General features: G+C 63.4%; 20 protein-coding genes and 1 pseudogene. 2 read left to right on the forward strand and 19 right to left on the reverse strand.

The genetic code is table 11. The annotated features are described in order from the left end of the window. Positions 1 to 63 precede the first annotated feature (63 nt). From rplN to rpsL, 16 genes are all read right to left on the reverse strand, one after another. On the reverse strand, positions 64 to 432 hold the full coding sequence (gene rplN, locus EN742_RS07805; RefSeq protein ID WP_006205457.1) for a 50S ribosomal protein L14: 369 nt from the start codon (positions 430 to 432) through the stop codon (positions 64 to 66). Between the two features lie 72 nt (positions 433 to 504). After that, positions 505 to 744 carry a 30S ribosomal protein S17 gene (gene rpsQ / locus EN742_RS07810; protein ID WP_010909280.1) on the reverse strand — a complete coding sequence of 80 codons (240 nt, stop codon included), beginning with the start codon at positions 742 to 744 and terminating at the stop codon, positions 505 to 507. An 11-nt stretch (positions 745 to 755) separates the two neighbouring features. Next, complete coding sequence (rpmC, locus tag EN742_RS07815) at positions 756 to 956, reverse strand: 50S ribosomal protein L29 (RefSeq protein ID WP_126042433.1); 201 nt, start codon at positions 954 to 956, stop codon at positions 756 to 758. A gap of 13 nt (positions 957 to 969) precedes the next feature. Continuing rightward, complete coding sequence (rplP, locus tag EN742_RS07820; RefSeq protein WP_128332627.1) at positions 970 to 1,383, reverse strand: 50S ribosomal protein L16; 414 nt, start codon at positions 1,381 to 1,383, stop codon at positions 970 to 972. 27 nt (positions 1,384 to 1,410) lie between these two features. Continuing rightward, positions 1,411 to 2,142 (reverse strand): 30S ribosomal protein S3, encoded by a 732-nt coding sequence (gene rpsC, locus EN742_RS07825; protein WP_126054437.1) that lies wholly within the window; start codon positions 2,140 to 2,142, stop codon positions 1,411 to 1,413. Next, positions 2,142 to 2,531 carry a 50S ribosomal protein L22 gene (rplV, locus tag EN742_RS07830; protein ID WP_128332628.1) on the reverse strand — a complete coding sequence of 130 codons (390 nt, stop codon included), beginning with the start codon at positions 2,529 to 2,531 and terminating at the stop codon, positions 2,142 to 2,144. The genes rpsC and rplV overlap by 1 nt, the downstream gene beginning before the upstream one ends. Before the next feature lie 2 nt (positions 2,532 to 2,533). Then, positions 2,534 to 2,812, reverse strand: coding sequence for a 30S ribosomal protein S19 (gene rpsS, locus EN742_RS07835; RefSeq protein ID WP_006205463.1), 279 nt, complete (start codon positions 2,810 to 2,812; stop codon positions 2,534 to 2,536). 16 nt (positions 2,813 to 2,828) lie between these two features. After that, positions 2,829 to 3,662, reverse strand: coding sequence for a 50S ribosomal protein L2 (gene rplB, locus EN742_RS07840; protein WP_128332629.1), 834 nt, complete (start codon positions 3,660 to 3,662; stop codon positions 2,829 to 2,831). 22 nt (positions 3,663 to 3,684) lie between these two features. Continuing rightward, on the reverse strand, positions 3,685 to 3,978 hold the full coding sequence (locus tag EN742_RS07845; RefSeq protein WP_126054435.1) for a 50S ribosomal protein L23: 294 nt from the start codon (positions 3,976 to 3,978) through the stop codon (positions 3,685 to 3,687). Beyond that, entirely contained in the window at positions 3,975 to 4,595 is a 621-nt protein-coding gene (rplD, locus tag EN742_RS07850) for a 50S ribosomal protein L4 (RefSeq protein WP_126054434.1), read from the reverse strand. Before rplD ends, EN742_RS07845 begins: the two co-directional genes overlap by 4 nt. Further along, positions 4,595 to 5,311 carry a 50S ribosomal protein L3 gene (gene rplC, locus EN742_RS07855; protein ID WP_126054433.1) on the reverse strand — a complete coding sequence of 239 codons (717 nt, stop codon included), beginning with the start codon at positions 5,309 to 5,311 and terminating at the stop codon, positions 4,595 to 4,597. The genes rplD and rplC overlap by 1 nt, the downstream gene beginning before the upstream one ends. Before the next feature lie 94 nt (positions 5,312 to 5,405). Beyond that, entirely contained in the window at positions 5,406 to 5,714 is a 309-nt protein-coding gene (gene rpsJ, locus EN742_RS07860) for a 30S ribosomal protein S10 (protein ID WP_006205468.1), read from the reverse strand. 68 nt (positions 5,715 to 5,782) lie between these two features. Beyond that, positions 5,783 to 6,958 (reverse strand): elongation factor Tu, encoded by a 1,176-nt coding sequence (tuf, locus tag EN742_RS07865; protein ID WP_095805843.1) that lies wholly within the window; start codon positions 6,956 to 6,958, stop codon positions 5,783 to 5,785. A 65-nt stretch (positions 6,959 to 7,023) separates the two neighbouring features. After that, a complete protein-coding gene (gene fusA / locus EN742_RS07870) occupies positions 7,024 to 9,114 on the reverse strand; it encodes an elongation factor G (protein ID WP_126054432.1) in 2,091 nt (696 codons plus the stop codon). A 29-nt stretch (positions 9,115 to 9,143) separates the two neighbouring features. Then, on the reverse strand, positions 9,144 to 9,614 hold the full coding sequence (rpsG, locus tag EN742_RS07875; protein ID WP_126054431.1) for a 30S ribosomal protein S7: 471 nt from the start codon (positions 9,612 to 9,614) through the stop codon (positions 9,144 to 9,146). 64 nt (positions 9,615 to 9,678) lie between these two features. After that, positions 9,679 to 10,050 carry a 30S ribosomal protein S12 gene (gene rpsL / locus EN742_RS07880; protein ID WP_006202128.1) on the reverse strand — a complete coding sequence of 124 codons (372 nt, stop codon included), beginning with the start codon at positions 10,048 to 10,050 and terminating at the stop codon, positions 9,679 to 9,681. Positions 10,051 to 10,524: 474 nt separating this feature from the next. Between rpsL and EN742_RS07885 the strand changes: the two genes are divergently transcribed. Then, positions 10,525 to 10,806, forward strand: a complete 282-nt coding sequence (locus tag EN742_RS07885; protein WP_126054430.1) for a transcriptional regulator — start codon at positions 10,525 to 10,527, stop codon at positions 10,804 to 10,806. 73 nt (positions 10,807 to 10,879) lie between these two features. Beyond that, positions 10,880 to 11,815 (forward strand): Gfo/Idh/MocA family oxidoreductase, encoded by a 936-nt coding sequence (locus EN742_RS07890; RefSeq protein WP_127406511.1) that lies wholly within the window; start codon positions 10,880 to 10,882, stop codon positions 11,813 to 11,815. Between the two features lie 29 nt (positions 11,816 to 11,844). On the opposite strand, the gene EN742_RS07895 is transcribed toward EN742_RS07890, so the two are convergent. From EN742_RS07895 to EN742_RS07905, 3 genes and pseudogenes are all read right to left on the reverse strand, one after another. After that, positions 11,845 to 12,213 (reverse strand): hypothetical protein, encoded by a 369-nt coding sequence (locus EN742_RS07895; RefSeq protein ID WP_128332630.1) that lies wholly within the window; start codon positions 12,211 to 12,213, stop codon positions 11,845 to 11,847. A 13-nt stretch (positions 12,214 to 12,226) separates the two neighbouring features. Beyond that, positions 12,227 to 12,892, reverse strand: a complete 666-nt coding sequence (locus EN742_RS07900; protein ID WP_127406509.1) for an O-methyltransferase — start codon at positions 12,890 to 12,892, stop codon at positions 12,227 to 12,229. 74 nt (positions 12,893 to 12,966) lie between these two features. Beyond that, a pseudogene (locus tag EN742_RS07905) lies at positions 12,967 to 14,256 on the reverse strand (DNA-directed RNA polymerase subunit beta'); the annotation flags it as partial.

Here is a 14,256-nt window from a genome sequence, read left to right on the forward strand (position 1 = left end):
GTCCTTGCCGGCAAGCACGACGACCTTGTCGCCTTTTCTGATCTTCTGCATTGGTCCGGCTCCTTACAGCACTTCAGGCGCGAGCGAGATGATCTTCATGTGGTTCTTGGCGCGAAGTTCGCGCGGAACCGGTCCGAAGATACGCGTGCCGATCGGCTCTTTCTTGTTGTCGACGAGAACGGCCGCGTTCTTGTCGAAACGGATCACGCTGCCGTCCGGGCGTCGGATGTCCTTGGCCGTGCGAACAACGACCGCCTTCATCACATCGCCCTTCTTCACGCGGCCGCGCGGAATGGCTTCCTTGATCGACACCACGATGATGTCGCCGACAGAGGCGTATTTCCGCTTCGAGCCGCCCAGCACCTTGATGCACATGACACGACGGGCGCCGGAATTATCCGCGACGTCGAGGTTTGTTTGCATCTGAATCATGACTGGCCGCCTTCTTCTTTTCTAACGGGACAGGCTCGAAGCCCCTCCCCGGTCTGTCCAAAATTCGTTTGTTTACGCCTGGTCCGAAGACACGACGATCCAGCGCTTGTCCTTGGAAATCGGCTTCGATTCCTGGATGAACACCTGATCGCCGACCTTGTGGGCGTTATTCTCGTCGTGCGCCTTGTACTTCTTGGTCATGCGCACGGTCTTCTTCATCACGGGATGCGTGAAGCGCCGTTCGACCTTGACGACGACCGTCTTCTCATTCTTGTCGCTGACGACGGTGCCCTGCAGAATGCGCTTTGGCATGGTTTTCGTCCTTAAGCCTTCTTGGCCGCGGACTTTTCCGCAGCGATGGTCTTGATGCGCGCTATGTCCCTGCGGACCTGCTTCACGCGCGCGGTCTTCTCGAGCTGACCGGTGGCCTTCTGGAAGCGCAGGTTGAACTGCTCCTTCTTCAGGCTGGCCAGGTCGTCGGTCAGCTGGTCCTGGGTCTTGGTCCGGATGTCTTCGGCTTTCATGATCGGCCCGTCCTTATTCTGCGATGCGCTGTACGAAGCGCGTCCTGACCGAGAGCTTCGCCGCGCCGAGGCGCAGCGCCTCGCGCGCCGTCTCTTCGCTGACGCTGTCGATCTCGAACATGATGCGGCCAGGCTTGACGCGCGCCGCCCAATAGTCGACGGCGCCCTTGCCTTTACCCATACGCACTTCGGTCGGCTTCGAGGTGACCGGCAGATCCGGGAACACCCGGATCCAGACGCGGCCGGCGCGCTTCATCTCGCGGGTGATCGCGCGGCGGGCCGCCTCGATCTCGCGCGCGGTGACGCGGTTCGGCTCAAGCGCCTTCAGCCCGAAACCGCCGAAATCCAGATTGGTGCCGCCCTTGGCGGTACCGTGGATGCGGCCCTTGAACTGCTTGCGGAACTTTGTGCGCTTTGGCTGCAGCATCGTTCTAACTCCAAATTCTCAAATGTCTCAGGCGTTTTCGCGACGGCGACCGCGCTCGCGCTCACCACCGGCGCTGCCGCCATGCGCATGATCGCCCTCGGTGGCCCGGCGTTCCGACGCCATCGGGTCGTGCTCCAGGATCTCGCCCTTGAACACCCAGACCTTGACGCCGCAGATGCCGTAAGCGGTGTTCGCCTCGGCCGTGCCGTAGTCGACATCGGCGCGCAGCGTATGCAGCGGCACGCGGCCTTCGCGGTACCATTCCATGCGCGCGATTTCGGCGCCGCCCAGTCGACCCGAGCAGTTGATGCGGATGCCCTCGGCGCCGAGACGCATCGCCGACTGAACGGCGCGCTTCATGGCGCGGCGGAACGCGATGCGGCGCTCCAGCTGCTGGGCGATCGACTGCGCGATCAGCGTGGCGTCGATCTCCGGCTTGCGCACCTCGACGATGTTGAGGTGCGTCTCGGACTTCGTCATCTCCATCAGCTTCTTGCGAAGCTTCTCGATGTCGGCGCCCTTCTTGCCGATGATCAGGCCCGGACGCGCCGCGTGGATGGTGACGCGGCACTTCTTGTGCGGACGCTCGATCACGACCTTGGAGATGGCGGCCTGCTTGAGTTCCTTCTCAAGATACTTGCGGATCTTGATGTCCTCATGCAGCAGCTGGCCGTACTCGCCGGTGTTCGCGAACCAGCGCGAATCCCAGGTGCGGTTGATGCCGAGACGCAGCCCGATCGGATTGACTTTCTGGCCCATTATGCGGCCTCCCCTTTTTCCTCGACTTCACGAACGACGATCGTGAGGTGCGAGAACGGCTTTTCGATACGGCTGGCGCGGCCACGGCCACGAGCGTGGAACCGCTTCATGACGATCGACTTGCCGACATAGGCTTCCGCCACGATCAGCGCGTCGACGTCGAGGTCGTGGTTGTTTTCCGCGTTGGCGATCGCCGATTCCAGCGTCTTCTTGACCGTGCCGGAAATCCGCTTGGGCGAGAATTCGAGGTCGGAAAGCGCTGTCGCGACCTTCTTGCCGCGGATCAGCGCGGCAACCAGGTTCAGCTTCTGCGGGCTGATACGGATCGTGCGCAGAACGGCGCGCGCCTCGTTGTCAGCAAGCCTGCGCGGAGCTTTGGCCTTGCCCATGATTATTTCCTCTTCGCCTTCTTATCCGCGCCGTGACCGTAATAGGTCCGGGTCGGAGCGAATTCACCGAACTTGTGACCGACCATGTCCTCGTTCACGGAGACGGGAACATGCTTCTGGCCGTTGTAGACACCGAAGGTGAAGCCGACGAACTGCGGCAGGATGGTGGAGCGACGGCTCCACATCTTGATCACCTCATTGCGACCGCCTTCACGAACCTTGTCCACCTTCTTGAGAAGGTAGCCGTCGATGAAGGGGCCTTTCCAAATCGAACGAGTCACTTGGCGTTACCTCTTCTTAGCTCTTGCGCTGATGGCGCGAGCGCACGATGAACTTGTCGGTCGCCTTGTTGGACCGCGTCTTCTTGCCCTTGGTCGGCTTGCCCCAGGGCGAAACCGGATGACGGCCACCCGAGGTGCGGCCTTCGCCGCCGCCGTGCGGGTGATCGACCGGGTTCATGGCCACGCCGCGATTGTGCGGACGCTTGCCGCGCCACACGGTGCGGCCGGCTTTGCCGTCATTGATGTTGCCGTGGTCGGGGTTCGACACCGCGCCGACGGTCGCCATGCAGGAACCGTGCACGACGCGCTGCTCGCCCGAGTTGAGGCGCAGGATCGCCATGCCCTGGTCGCGGCCGACGAGCTGGGCGTAACCGCCCGCCGAACGGGCGACCTGGCCGCCCTTGCCCGGCTTCAGCTCGATGTTGTGGACGATCGTGCCGACCGGCATCGAGGCCAACGGCATCGCATTGCACGGCTTCACGTCGACCGCTTCGCCTGCCACGATCTTGTCGCCGGCGGCAAGGCGATGCGGGGCGATGATGTAGGACAGCTCACCGTCGTCATACTTGATCAGCGCGATGAAGGCGGTGCGGTTCGGATCGTATTCGATCCGCTCCACCGTGCCGACGACGTCGAACTTGCGGCGCTTGAAGTCGATGATGCGGTACGAACGCTTGTGACCGCCGCCGATGAAGCGGGCGGTGATGCGGCCGTAATTGTTGCGGCCGCCCGACTTGGTCAGGCCTTCGGTCAGGCCCTTCACGGGCTTGCCCTTGTAGAGGCCCGAGCGGTCGACGATGACCAGCTGGCGGGTGCTCGGCGTTACCGGGTTGAATTTCTTGAGTGCCATTGTCCTGTCCTCGCGGCCTTGCTCAGAGACCCGTCGCGACGTCGATCGACTGGCCGTCGGCCAGCGTCACAACCGCCTTCTTGACGTCGCCCTGGCGGCCGATCGTGCCGCGGAAGCGCTTGATCTTGCCCTTGCGGACAAGCGTGTTCACGGCCGTAACCTTGACCCCGAAGAGGGCTTCGACGGCGGCCTTGATTTCCGGCTTCGACGCCTTCTTGGCGACGTTGAAGACGACCTGGTTCTGCTCGGAAGCCATGGTCGACTTTTCGGTGATCGCCGGCGAGACGATCACGTCGTAGTGACGAAGGTCGGTCATTTGAAGCGCTCCTCGAGAGCCTCGACGGCGGCCTTGGAAAGGACCAGCGTGCCGCGGCGCAGAATGTCGTAGACGTTGATGCCCTGGATGGGCAGCACGTCGATGTTCGGAATGTTGGTCGCCGCCAGCTTGAAGTTCTGGTCGAGCTCGGCGCCGCCGATGACGAGCGCGTTGGTCAGGCCAAGCGTCTCGAAATTCGCGACCAGCGCCTTGGTCTTGGCCTCGGTCAGCTTCAGCTCGTCAACGATGATAATCGACGCGCTCTTGGCCTTCGCCGACAGAGCATGCTTGAGGCCGAGCGCGCGCACCTTCTTCGGCAGGTCGTGCTCGTGGCTGCGCACGACCGGGCCGTGCGCCTTGCCGCCGCCGCGGAACTGCGGGGCGCGAGCCGAATGGTGGCGGGCGCGGCCCGTACCCTTCTGCTTGTACATCTTGGCGCCGGTGCGCGCGATCTCGGCGCGGCCCTTGGCCTTGTGCGTGCCCTGCTGCTTCTTGGCCAGCTGCCAGCGCACGACGCGCTGCAGGATGTCCTCGCGCGGATCAAGGCCGAAAATCTCCTCGGAGAGTTTCACCTTGCCGGCGTCCTTGCCGCCCAGCGTTGTGATTTTGAGGTCCATTATTCCGCTCCCTCGGTAGCCGGGGCTTCATTCTTGGCGGCGCCAGCGCGGATCGCGGCAGGCTTCGGCGCATTGGCCGGCAGCGCGACCTTGGCCGCGTCGCGGACCAGGATCCAGGCGCCCTTGACGCCGGGAACCGCGCCGCGGATCAGGATCAGGCCGCGGTCGGCGTCGGTCGAGACGACCTCGACGTTCTGCGTGGTGACGCGAACGTCACCCATGTGGCCGGCCATCTTCTTGCCCTTGAACACCTTGCCGGGGTCCTGGCGCTGGCCGGTCGAGCCGTGCGTGCGGTGCGAGACCGAGTTACCGTGCGTGGCGCGGCCACCACCCATGTTGTGCCGCTTGATCACGCCCTGGAAACCCTTGCCGGTCGAGGTGCCGGTGACGTCGACCTTCTGGCCGGCGACGAAGTGCTCGACGGTGATCTCGGCGCCAACGTCGATCATGTTGTCGGCGGAGACGCGGAATTCGGCGAGCTTCGCCTTCGGCTCGACGGAAGCGGCGGCGAAATGGCCGCGCATCGCCTTCGACGTGTTCTTTACCTTGGCAAGGCCAACGCCGAGCTGGACGGCGGTGTAGCCGTTCTTCTCCTGCGTGCGCTGCGCCACGACCTGGCAATTCTCCATCTGGAGAACGGTGACGGGAACATGTTCCCCGGCATCGTTATAGATGCGGGTCATTCCCACCTTCTTTGCAATCACACCTGAACGCATCGGTTCAATTCCTTTAGAGTTCCCTGTCGGGGCTGTCGCCCCTCCACGCCTCTTGTTCCTTCAGAGTTCCGGGTCGCCCCGCGCCTCTTGTTCCTTAGAGCTTGATCTCGACGTCGACACCGGCGGCGAGGTCGAGCTTCATCAAAGCATCGACCGTCTGCGGGGTCGGATCGACGATATCGAGCAGACGCTTGTGCGTGCGCATCTCGAACTGCTCGCGGCTCTTCTTGTCGACGTGAGGCGACCGGTTGACCGTGAACTTTTCGATCCGCGTCGGCAGCGGAATGGGGCCGCGGACGTTGGCGCCGGTGCGCTTGGCCGTCGACACGATCTCCCGCGTCGAGGCGTCGAGCACGCGGTGATCAAACGCCTTAAGGCGGATGCGGATATTCTGTCCGTTCATGCGTCACTTCCTTGTTCTGGCGCGGCGCGGGCAACTTCCGCGCCCGCGACAGATCGGTTTAAGTCCAATTATTCTTTGATGGTGACGACGATGCCGGCACCGACGGTGCGGCCGCCTTCACGGATGGCGAAGCGCAGCTTCTCTTCCATGGCGATCGGCACGATCAGCTCGACGTCGACCGTGATGTTGTCGCCAGGCATCACCATCTCGGTGCCGGCCGGCAGCGTCACGATGCCGGTCACGTCAGTGGTGCGGAAGTAGAACTGCGGACGGTAGTTGGTGAAGAACGGCGTGTGGCGGCCGCCCTCGTCCTTGGTCAGGATGTAGGCTTCGGCCACGAACTTCTTGTGCGGCTTCACCGAACCCGGCTTGGCCAGAACCTGGCCGCGCTCGACGCCCTCACGGTCGACGCCACGCAGCAGCGCGCCGATGTTGTCGCCGGCCTGGCCCTGGTCGAGCAGCTTGCGGAACATCTCGACGCCCGTGCAGGTCGTCTTGGTCGTCGGACGGATGCCGACGATCTCGAGTTCTTCGCCGACCTTGACCACGCCGCGCTCGACGCGGCCGGTCACCACGGTGCCGCGGCCCGAGATCGAGAACACGTCCTCGATCGGCATCAGGAACGGCTTGTCCAGCGGACGCACCGGCGTCGGGATGTAGGCGTCGACCTGCGCCATCAGCTCGCGGATCGCGTCCTCGCCGATGGTCTTGTTGGAGTCCTCAAGCGCCGCCAGCGCCGAGCCCTTGACGATCGGAATGTCGTCGCCGGGGAACTCGTTCTTGGTCAGGAGCTCGCGAACCTCGAGCTCGACCAGCTCAAGCAGCTCGGCGTCGTCAACCTGGTCGACCTTGTTCAGGAACACCACGATCGACGGCACGCCGACCTGGCGGGCGAGCAGGATGTGCTCGCGCGTCTGCGGCATCGGGCCGTCGGCGGCCGACACGACCAGGATCGCGCCGTCCATCTGCGCCGCGCCGGTGATCATGTTCTTCACATAGTCGGCGTGGCCGGGGCAGTCGACGTGGGCATAGTGGCGGTTGGCCGTCTCGTATTCGACGTGCGCCGTCGAGATCGTGATGCCGCGCGCCTTCTCTTCGGGTGCCGCGTCGATCTGGTCATAGCGCTTGTATTCGCCAAAATACTTCGTGATCGCCGCCGTCAGCGACGTCTTGCCATGATCGACGTGGCCGATCGTGCCAATGTTCACATGCGGCTTGGTGCGCTCGAATTTACCTTTTGCCATGTGATGTCTCCATTCCTGCTTGCCCGTGCGGGGCTTGAATTAAGGTCTCGTGCAACCCGCTCGAGTTACGCGTATTTCTTCTGGACTTCCTGGGCGACCGCGGTCGGAACCGGCTCGTAGTGGTCGAACTGCATCGTGTACTGGGCGCGGCCCTGCGACATCGAACGCAGATTGTCGACGTACTTGAACATGTTGGCGAGCGGCACCATCGCATTGATGACGACGGCCACGCCGCGCGCTTCCTGGCCCTGGATCTGGCCACGGCGGCCGTTGAGGTCGCCGATGACGCTGCCGACGTAGTCTTCCGGCGTCACGACCTCGACCTTCATGATCGGCTCGAGCAACTGCACGCCGAGCTTCGGCGCAGCTTCACGGAAGCAGGCGCGGCCGGCGATTTCGAAGGCGAGCACCGAGGAGTCGACGTCGTGGAAGGCACCGTCGATGAGCGTCGCCTTGACGCCGATCATCGGGAAGCCAGCGAACGGACCGGACGACAGCACGCTGTTGATGCCCTTCTCGACGCCGGGGACGTATTCCTTCGGCACCGCGCCGCCGACGATCTTCGACTCGAACTTGAAGTCGCCGCCTTCCTGGTCCGGCTCGAACAGGATCTTGACGCGGGCGAACTGACCGGTACCGCCGGTCTGCTTCTTGTGCGTGTAGTCCTGCTCATGCGTGCGGGTGATCGTCTCGCGATAGGCCACCTGCGGCGCGCCGATATTGGCTTCGACCTTGAACTCGCGACGCATACGGTCGACGATGATGTCGAGGTGCAACTCGCCCATGCCGGCGATGATGGTCTGGCCGCTTTCCTCGTCGGTCTTGACGCGGAAGGACGGATCCTCAGCCGCCAGGCGATGCAGGGCAAGGCCCATCTTCTCCTGGTCGTTCTTGGTCTTCGGCTCGATGGCGATCTGGATGACCGGATCGGGGAATTCCATGCGCTCGAGGATGACCGGGTGCAGCGGATCGCAGAGCGTGTCGCCGGTGGTGGTGTCCTTGAGGCCGGCCAGAGCGACGATGTCGCCGGCGTAAGCCTCTTCGATGTCGGCGCGCGAATTCGCATGCATCTGCAGCATGCGGCCGATGCGCTCCTTCTTGCCCTTCACGGTGTTGTCGAGCGAGACGCCCTTGGCGAGCTTGCCCGAATAGATGCGGGCGAAGGTGAGCGAGCCGACGAACGGGTCGTTCATGATCTTGAAGGCCAGCATCGACAGCGGCTCGTTGTCGTCCGCGTGACGCTCGATCTCGGCGTCGGTCTTGGCATCGACGCCCTTGATGGCGGGAACGTCGGCCGGCGACGGCAGGTATTCGACGACGGCGTCGAGCAGCGGCTGCACGCCCTTGTTCTTGAAGGCCGAGCCACAGAACATCGGGAAGAACTTGACCGCGATGGTGCCCTTGCGGATCAGCGCGCGGATCTCGTCGTTCGACGGCATCTTGCCTTCGAGGTAGTTCTCGAGCGCGGTCTCGTCCATCTCGACGGCGGCTTCGATCATCTTCTCGCGGTATTCCTCGGCGCGAGCCTTGAGGTCGGCCGGGATCTCGACGACGTCCCAGGCGGCGCCCAGCGTCTCGTCGCGCCAGACCAGCGCGTTCATCTCGACGAGATCGACGACGCCCTTGAACTCGGTCTCGGCGCCGATCGGCAGCTGCATGACGACGGCCTGCGCGCCGAGGCGCGAGCCGATCATCTCGACCGAGCGGTAGAAGTCGGCGCCGATCTTGTCCATCTTGTTGCAGAAGATCATGCGCGGCACGTGGTACTTGTCGGCCTGGCGCCAGACGGTCTCCGTCTGCGGCTCGACACCGGCATTGGCGTCGAGCAGCGCGATGGCGCCGTCGAGCACGCGCAGCGAACGCTCGACCTCGATGGTGAAGTCGACGTGTCCGGGAGTGTCGATGATGTTGAAGCGGTGCATCTTGCCGTCACGGCCCTTCCAGAAGGTCGTGGTCGCGGCGGACGTGATGGTGATGCCGCGCTCCTGCTCCTGCTCCATCCAGTCCATGGTGGCAGCGCCGTCATGGACTTCGCCGATCTTGTGCGACTTGCCCGTGTAGTACAGGACGCGCTCGGTCGTCGTCGTCTTGCCGGCGTCGATATGCGCCATGATACCGAAATTGCGGTAGTCTTCGATTTTGTATTCGCGGGCCATGGTAGGTGCCTCTCAGTCTCGTTCGCGCTTTACCAGCGGTAGTGCGCGAAGGCGCGGTTGGCTTCTGCCATCTTGTGGGTGTCTTCACGCTTCTTCACGGCCGTGCCACGGTTGTTGGCCGCGTCCATCAGCTCGCCCGAGAGGCGGTCGATCATGGTGGTCTCGTTGCGATTGCGCGCCGCGGTGATCAGCCAGCGGATGGCCAGTGCCTGGCGGCGCTCGGGGCGCACGTCGACCGGAACCTGGTAGGTGGCGCCGCCGACGCGGCGCGAGCGCACTTCCACATGCGGCGCGACATTGTCGAGCGCCTGATGGAAGACGGTGACCGGCTCCTGCTTGGTCTTGGCCTGGACCTGGTCCAGCGCGCCGTAGACGATGGTCTCGGCAACCGACTTCTTGCCGTCATACATGACGGCGTTCATGAACTTGGTGACGATCAGGTCGCCGAACTTCGGGTCCGGATTGATCTCACGCTTTTCTGCACTGTGACGACGGGACATGGCTTTTGTCTCTCAATCTCTCATGGCCCGGCGCAGTCAAAAAAAGCGCCGAAGCCGGAAAACCTTACTTCGGACGCTTGGCACCGTATTTCGAACGGCGCTGCTTGCGGTTCTTGACGCCCTGGGTATCGAGCACGCCGCGGATGATGTGGTAGCGCACACCCGGAAGGTCCTTGACGCGGCCGCCGCGGATCATGACCACGGAGTGTTCCTGCAGGTTGTGGCCTTCGCCCGGGATGTAGCCGATCACCTCGAAACCATTGGTCAGGCGGATCTTGGCCACCTTGCGCAGCGCCGAGTTCGGCTTCTTCGGCGTCGTGGTGTAGACGCGCGTGCAGACGCCCCGCTTCTGCGGGTTCTGCTGCATGGCCGGGACCTTGTTGCGCTTCACCGGCGCCAGGCGCGGCTTGCGGATCAGCTGGTTGACGGTAGGCATTAAACCCTCTTGTCTCTCAATTCCGTGTCTTGCCCGGTCAGGGCCGCTCAAAGCGTCGTTTCCATACGCAAATTCGGGCAACACACCGCGCCTCGCGGTCCTGCCCGAACAAATTGCAGAGGAAGCGGAAACCGCTTCATGCGCGCCGGAAATGTCTTTTCGCTCGTAAAACGAACCCTGTTTGAGGCAAACTCCAAGGCGTGTCGCCTCGAAAAGGAAAGCCTCACATCGGTTCTGACTGGGCGGCTTCTACTCGCAACCCTTCGAACCGTCAACCCCGCGCTGGCAAATATTGCGCGCGAACCGGGGCTTGGCAGCCATGCGAAAAACGCATGTAATTTTCTTGCGTCTTTTTGCAAGGGCGAGGAAGAAAGTGACCGGCTTTTGGCTGTCGCCGGCCCATGCTTCATGCCAAAAGGCGGCACGAGCCGCAGAAATGCCCTTGCCCCGCCCTTTGCCGAGAGGAATCAGCCCGTGAACGACAATGAGGAACGCCCGGTCACCATCATCACCGGCCGTGTCTGGAAGAAGAAAGGCGGCAAGCCGGAAGGCGTCCATGTGATGCTTGTGGCGCCCGACGACGATTCGGCGGTGCGCAAGGCGCTCGATTCGCTCGCCGCGGAAGGCTATGCCGAGGCCGAACTCGACCAGATCGGCGACATGGACGGCGCGCCCGATGACGAGCCGCATCTGTCGGCCTACCAGGGCGCGCTCGAAGGCGAAGTGTCGATCATCACGTTCGACGAGCCGATCTGACGATCGGCGCCGGCTTGCCCGGCGTCACTTCCCTGCTTAGAAACACCCACCTTTCCAAATCCTCGGAGTTCCCATGCCCTCGAACAAAGGTCCCATCAAGCTCGGCATCGTTGGCGTGGGCAAGATCGTCCGCGACCAGCATCTTCCGGCTCTGGCGAAAGACAGCGACTACCAGCTCATCGCCGCCGCCAGCCGGCACGGCAAGGTCGACGGCATCCCGAACTTTCCGACCATCGAGGCAATGCTCGACGCCGTGCCGGACCTCGACGCCGTCTCGCTCTGCATGCCGCCCCAGTTCCGTTACGATGCCGCGCGCGCAGCGCTCGAAGCCGGGAAGCATGTCTTCCTGGAGAAGCCGCCGGGCGCCACCGTCAGCGAGGTCGAGGACCTGAAGAGGATCGCCGGCAAGCATGGCGTTTCTCTCTTCGCCAGTTGGCACTCACGCTACGCGCCGGCGGTCGAGGCCGCGCGCGAATTCCTGGCCTCGGCCAGGATCAGCTCGGCGGCGATCATCTGGAAGGAAGACGTGCGCCGCTGGCACCCGAACCAGGAATGGATCTGGGCGCCGGGCGGCTTTGGCGTCTTCGATCCGGGCATCAACGCGCTGTCGATCGCCACCCACATCCTGCCGGCGATGTTCATCACCTCGGCGGTTCTCGATTTTCCGGAGAATCGCGCATCGCCGGTTGCCGCGCATGTCGCCTTCCGCACCTCGAATGGAGTGCCGGTGACGATGGAGCTCGACTGGCTGCAGACCGGTCCGCAGAGCTGGGACATCCTGGCCGAGACCGACAAGGGCAAGATGGTGCTTTCGGGCGGCGGCGCGAAGCTCGCCATCGACGGCAAGATCGTCCACGACGAGCCGGAAGCGGAATACCCGATGCTCTACAGTCGCTTCGCCGAGATCATCCGCGCCGGCGTCTCCGACGTCGATCTCGCGCCGTTACAGCACGTTGCCGACGCCTTCATGCTCGGCAAGCGCAATGTGGTCGAGGCGTTCTTCGATTGAGCTAAACTGAGAACCTTCTCGCCGTTATCCTATCGTCTTCGAACGGGATGTGCTCCTGTCCGAGGTTCAGAAACGATGGGCGCGGTTCGATCTCCGCGCTCCACCTCGTTCAGAACGTGTTGAACGGCAACCTCAAGGTCGTCGTGCCCCCAGCCAAGCTCGGCAATCTCGCCATACCGGACGAAATGCGAGCGGTCGAAGCCGTATTCGAATTCATTGTAGGAAATCACGCTTCGGCCGATCAACGCGACCACCCAAACGCGCCGGTCGTCCCCTGCCGGAGAGCGATGCGTCCATAGCTCCGGGTCGATGCCGAACACGTCCCAGAGTCTTCTCTGCGCAAGATTCATGCGCTCTCGCCCCGCGTTGATCAGGTCCCAAAGAGCCGCCTCGTCCATCTGTCCAACCCCTTCACTCGACGATCGCTATCGCAAAGCCGTCATAGCCCTTGGCGCCGACGGTCTGGATGGCGGTGCCGTCCAGTCGCCTCTCGCCCCCAATGAACGAGAACGCCGCGCGTGCGCCTTCGACATTGGCGTCGCCGCTATCTTCCTGCACCACAGCGCCGTCACGAATGACGTTGTCGCAGACGATGACCGTTCCAGGCCGTGACAGCTTCATTGCCCAGTCGAGATAATTCGGATTGTTCGGCTTGTCGGCGTCGATGAAGACCAGATCGAACGGACCCGCGTTTTCGCCACTCAGCGCGGCGAGCGATTGAAGCGCTGGACCGATGCGCAGATCGATCCGGTCTGACACCCCTGCCCGCTCGAAATTCGAGCGTGCGACCCTGGCATGGTGCGGATCGAGCTCCAGCGTCACGACCTTTCCATCAACGGGCAGTCCCCGCGCCATCCAGATTGTCGAGTAGCCGCCAAGGGTTCCGATTTCCAGCACCCTTCTCGCGCCGCGGATGCGCACCAGCAACGACAATAGCTTGCCCTGCGCGGCGGAGACATCGATCGCCGGCAGGCCCTGATTGCGGTTTGCTGCGAGCACCGCGTCAAGCACGGGATCCGCCTCGAACAGGGAAGCAACGATGTAGTCGTCGACGGCCGTCCAGGTCTTCTTGCTCATCATAGTTCCTCGTGGCCCAAATGCGAAAAGGGGCCACATAGGGCCCCTTTCCTTCTTCTCTTCTCATCCCGCGCTTACTGCGCGGCGGTGACCATGTCGGTCAGCATCGGCTCGGCGACCTCGACGCCAGAGGCCTTGCGGCGCTCGTCGATGATCAGCTCGTCGCGCGAGGTGGCGATGCGCCGGATCTGGCTCATCGTGCCGCCGGTGCCGGCCGGGATCAGCCGGCCGACGATGACGTTTTCCTTCAGGCCCTGCAGCATGTCGGTCTTGCCGGCAACCGCCGCTTCGGTCAGCACCCTGGTCGTCTCCTGGAAGGAGGCGGCCGAGATGAAGGACGGCGTCTGCAGCGATGCCTTGGTGATGCCGAGCAGCACCGGCTGACCTTCGGCTGGCTTCTTGCCGTCCTCGATCAGCCGCTCGTTGACCTCTTCCAGCTCGATCACGTCGACGTGGTCGCCCGGAATGTAGGTCGAGTCTCCCTGCGTGGTGATCTCGACCTTCTGCAGCATCTGGCGAACGATCACCTCGATGTGCTTGTCGTTGATCGACACGCCCTGCAGGCGGTAAACCTCCTGGATCTCGTTGACGAGGTAGGAGGCAAGCGCCTCCACGCCCTTGATCGCCAGGATGTCGTGCGGCGCCGGGTTGCCGTCGAGGATGTAGTCGCCCTTCTCGATGACGTCGCCGTCTTGGAGATGGAACGGCTTGCCCTTCGGGATCAGGTATTCGACCGGCTCGAGCGTCGAGTCATGCGGCTCGATGATGATACGGCGCTTGTTCTTGTAGTCGCGGCCGAAGCGGACCGTGCCATCGATCTCGGCGATGATGGCGTGATCCTTCGGACGACGTGCCTCGAACAGTTCGGCAACACGCGGCAGACCGCCGGTGATGTCCTTGGTCTTGGCGCTTTCCATCGGAATACGCGCCAGCACGTCGCCGGGACGGACATGCGCGCCCGGCTCGACCGAGAGGATTGCCTCGACCGAGAGCAGGAAGCGGGCATCGCCGCCCTTCGACAGCTTGCCGACCTTGCCCTTGGCGTCGTGCACGATGATCGCCGGCTTCAGGTCGTTGCCGCGCGGCGTCGAACGCCAGTCGATGACCTCGCGCTTGGTGATGCCGGTCGATTCGTCGGCCGTTTCCTGGACGGAAATGCCGTCGACCAGATCCTCGAACGCCACCTTGCCCTCGATTTCGGTGAGGATCGGGCGGGTATAGGGATCCCACTCGGCGATGCGCTGGCCGCGCTTCACCTTGTCGCCATCGTCCACGAAGAGGCGCGAGCCGTAGGCAACGCGGTGCGTGGCGCGTTCCTTGCCGGCCTCGTCGAGGATCAGCACCGCCATATTGCGGCCCCTTAA

Source organism: Mesorhizobium sp. M4A.F.Ca.ET.020.02.1.1, from assembly GCF_004022645.1.
In the GTDB taxonomy this organism is placed as follows: Bacteria; Pseudomonadota; Alphaproteobacteria; order Rhizobiales; family Rhizobiaceae; genus Mesorhizobium.

Coding starts and splice junctions, on each gene's coding strand:
- rplN (WP_006205457.1), bottom strand. CDS start 432: ATGATTCAGATGCAAACAAACCTCGACGTCGCGGATAATTCCGGCGCC.
- rpsQ (WP_010909280.1), bottom strand. CDS start 744: ATGCCAAAGCGCATTCTGCAGGGCACCGTCGTCAGCGACAAGAATGAG.
- rpmC (WP_126042433.1), bottom strand. CDS start 956: ATGAAAGCCGAAGACATCCGGACCAAGACCCAGGACCAGCTGACCGAC.
- rplP (WP_128332627.1), bottom strand. CDS start 1,383: ATGCTGCAGCCAAAGCGCACAAAGTTCCGCAAGCAGTTCAAGGGCCGC.
- rpsC (WP_126054437.1), bottom strand. CDS start 2,142: ATGGGCCAGAAAGTCAATCCGATCGGGCTGCGTCTCGGCATCAACCGC.
- rplV (WP_128332628.1), bottom strand. CDS start 2,531: ATGGGCAAGGCCAAAGCTCCGCGCAGGCTTGCTGACAACGAGGCGCGC.
- rplB (WP_128332629.1), bottom strand. CDS start 3,662: ATGGCACTCAAGAAATTCAACCCGGTAACGCCGAGCACCCGCCAGCTG.
- EN742_RS07845 (WP_126054435.1), bottom strand. CDS start 3,978: ATGACCGACCTTCGTCACTACGACGTGATCGTCTCGCCGGCGATCACC.
- rplD (WP_126054434.1), bottom strand. CDS start 4,595: ATGGACCTCAAAATCACAACGCTGGGCGGCAAGGACGCCGGCAAGGTG.
- rplC (WP_126054433.1), bottom strand. CDS start 5,311: ATGCGTTCAGGTGTGATTGCAAAGAAGGTGGGAATGACCCGCATCTAT.
- rpsJ (WP_006205468.1), bottom strand. CDS start 5,714: ATGAACGGACAGAATATCCGCATCCGCCTTAAGGCGTTTGATCACCGC.
- tuf (WP_095805843.1), bottom strand. CDS start 6,958: ATGGCAAAAGGTAAATTCGAGCGCACCAAGCCGCATGTGAACATTGGC.
- fusA (WP_126054432.1), bottom strand. CDS start 9,114: ATGGCCCGCGAATACAAAATCGAAGACTACCGCAATTTCGGTATCATG.
- rpsG (WP_126054431.1), bottom strand. CDS start 9,614: ATGTCCCGTCGTCACAGTGCAGAAAAGCGTGAGATCAATCCGGACCCG.
- rpsL (WP_006202128.1), bottom strand. CDS start 10,050: ATGCCTACCGTCAACCAGCTGATCCGCAAGCCGCGCCTGGCGCCGGTG.
- EN742_RS07890 (WP_127406511.1), top strand. CDS start 10,880: ATGCCCTCGAACAAAGGTCCCATCAAGCTCGGCATCGTTGGCGTGGGC.
- EN742_RS07895 (WP_128332630.1), bottom strand. CDS start 12,213: ATGGACGAGGCGGCTCTTTGGGACCTGATCAACGCGGGGCGAGAGCGC.
- EN742_RS07900 (WP_127406509.1), bottom strand. CDS start 12,892: ATGAGCAAGAAGACCTGGACGGCCGTCGACGACTACATCGTTGCTTCC.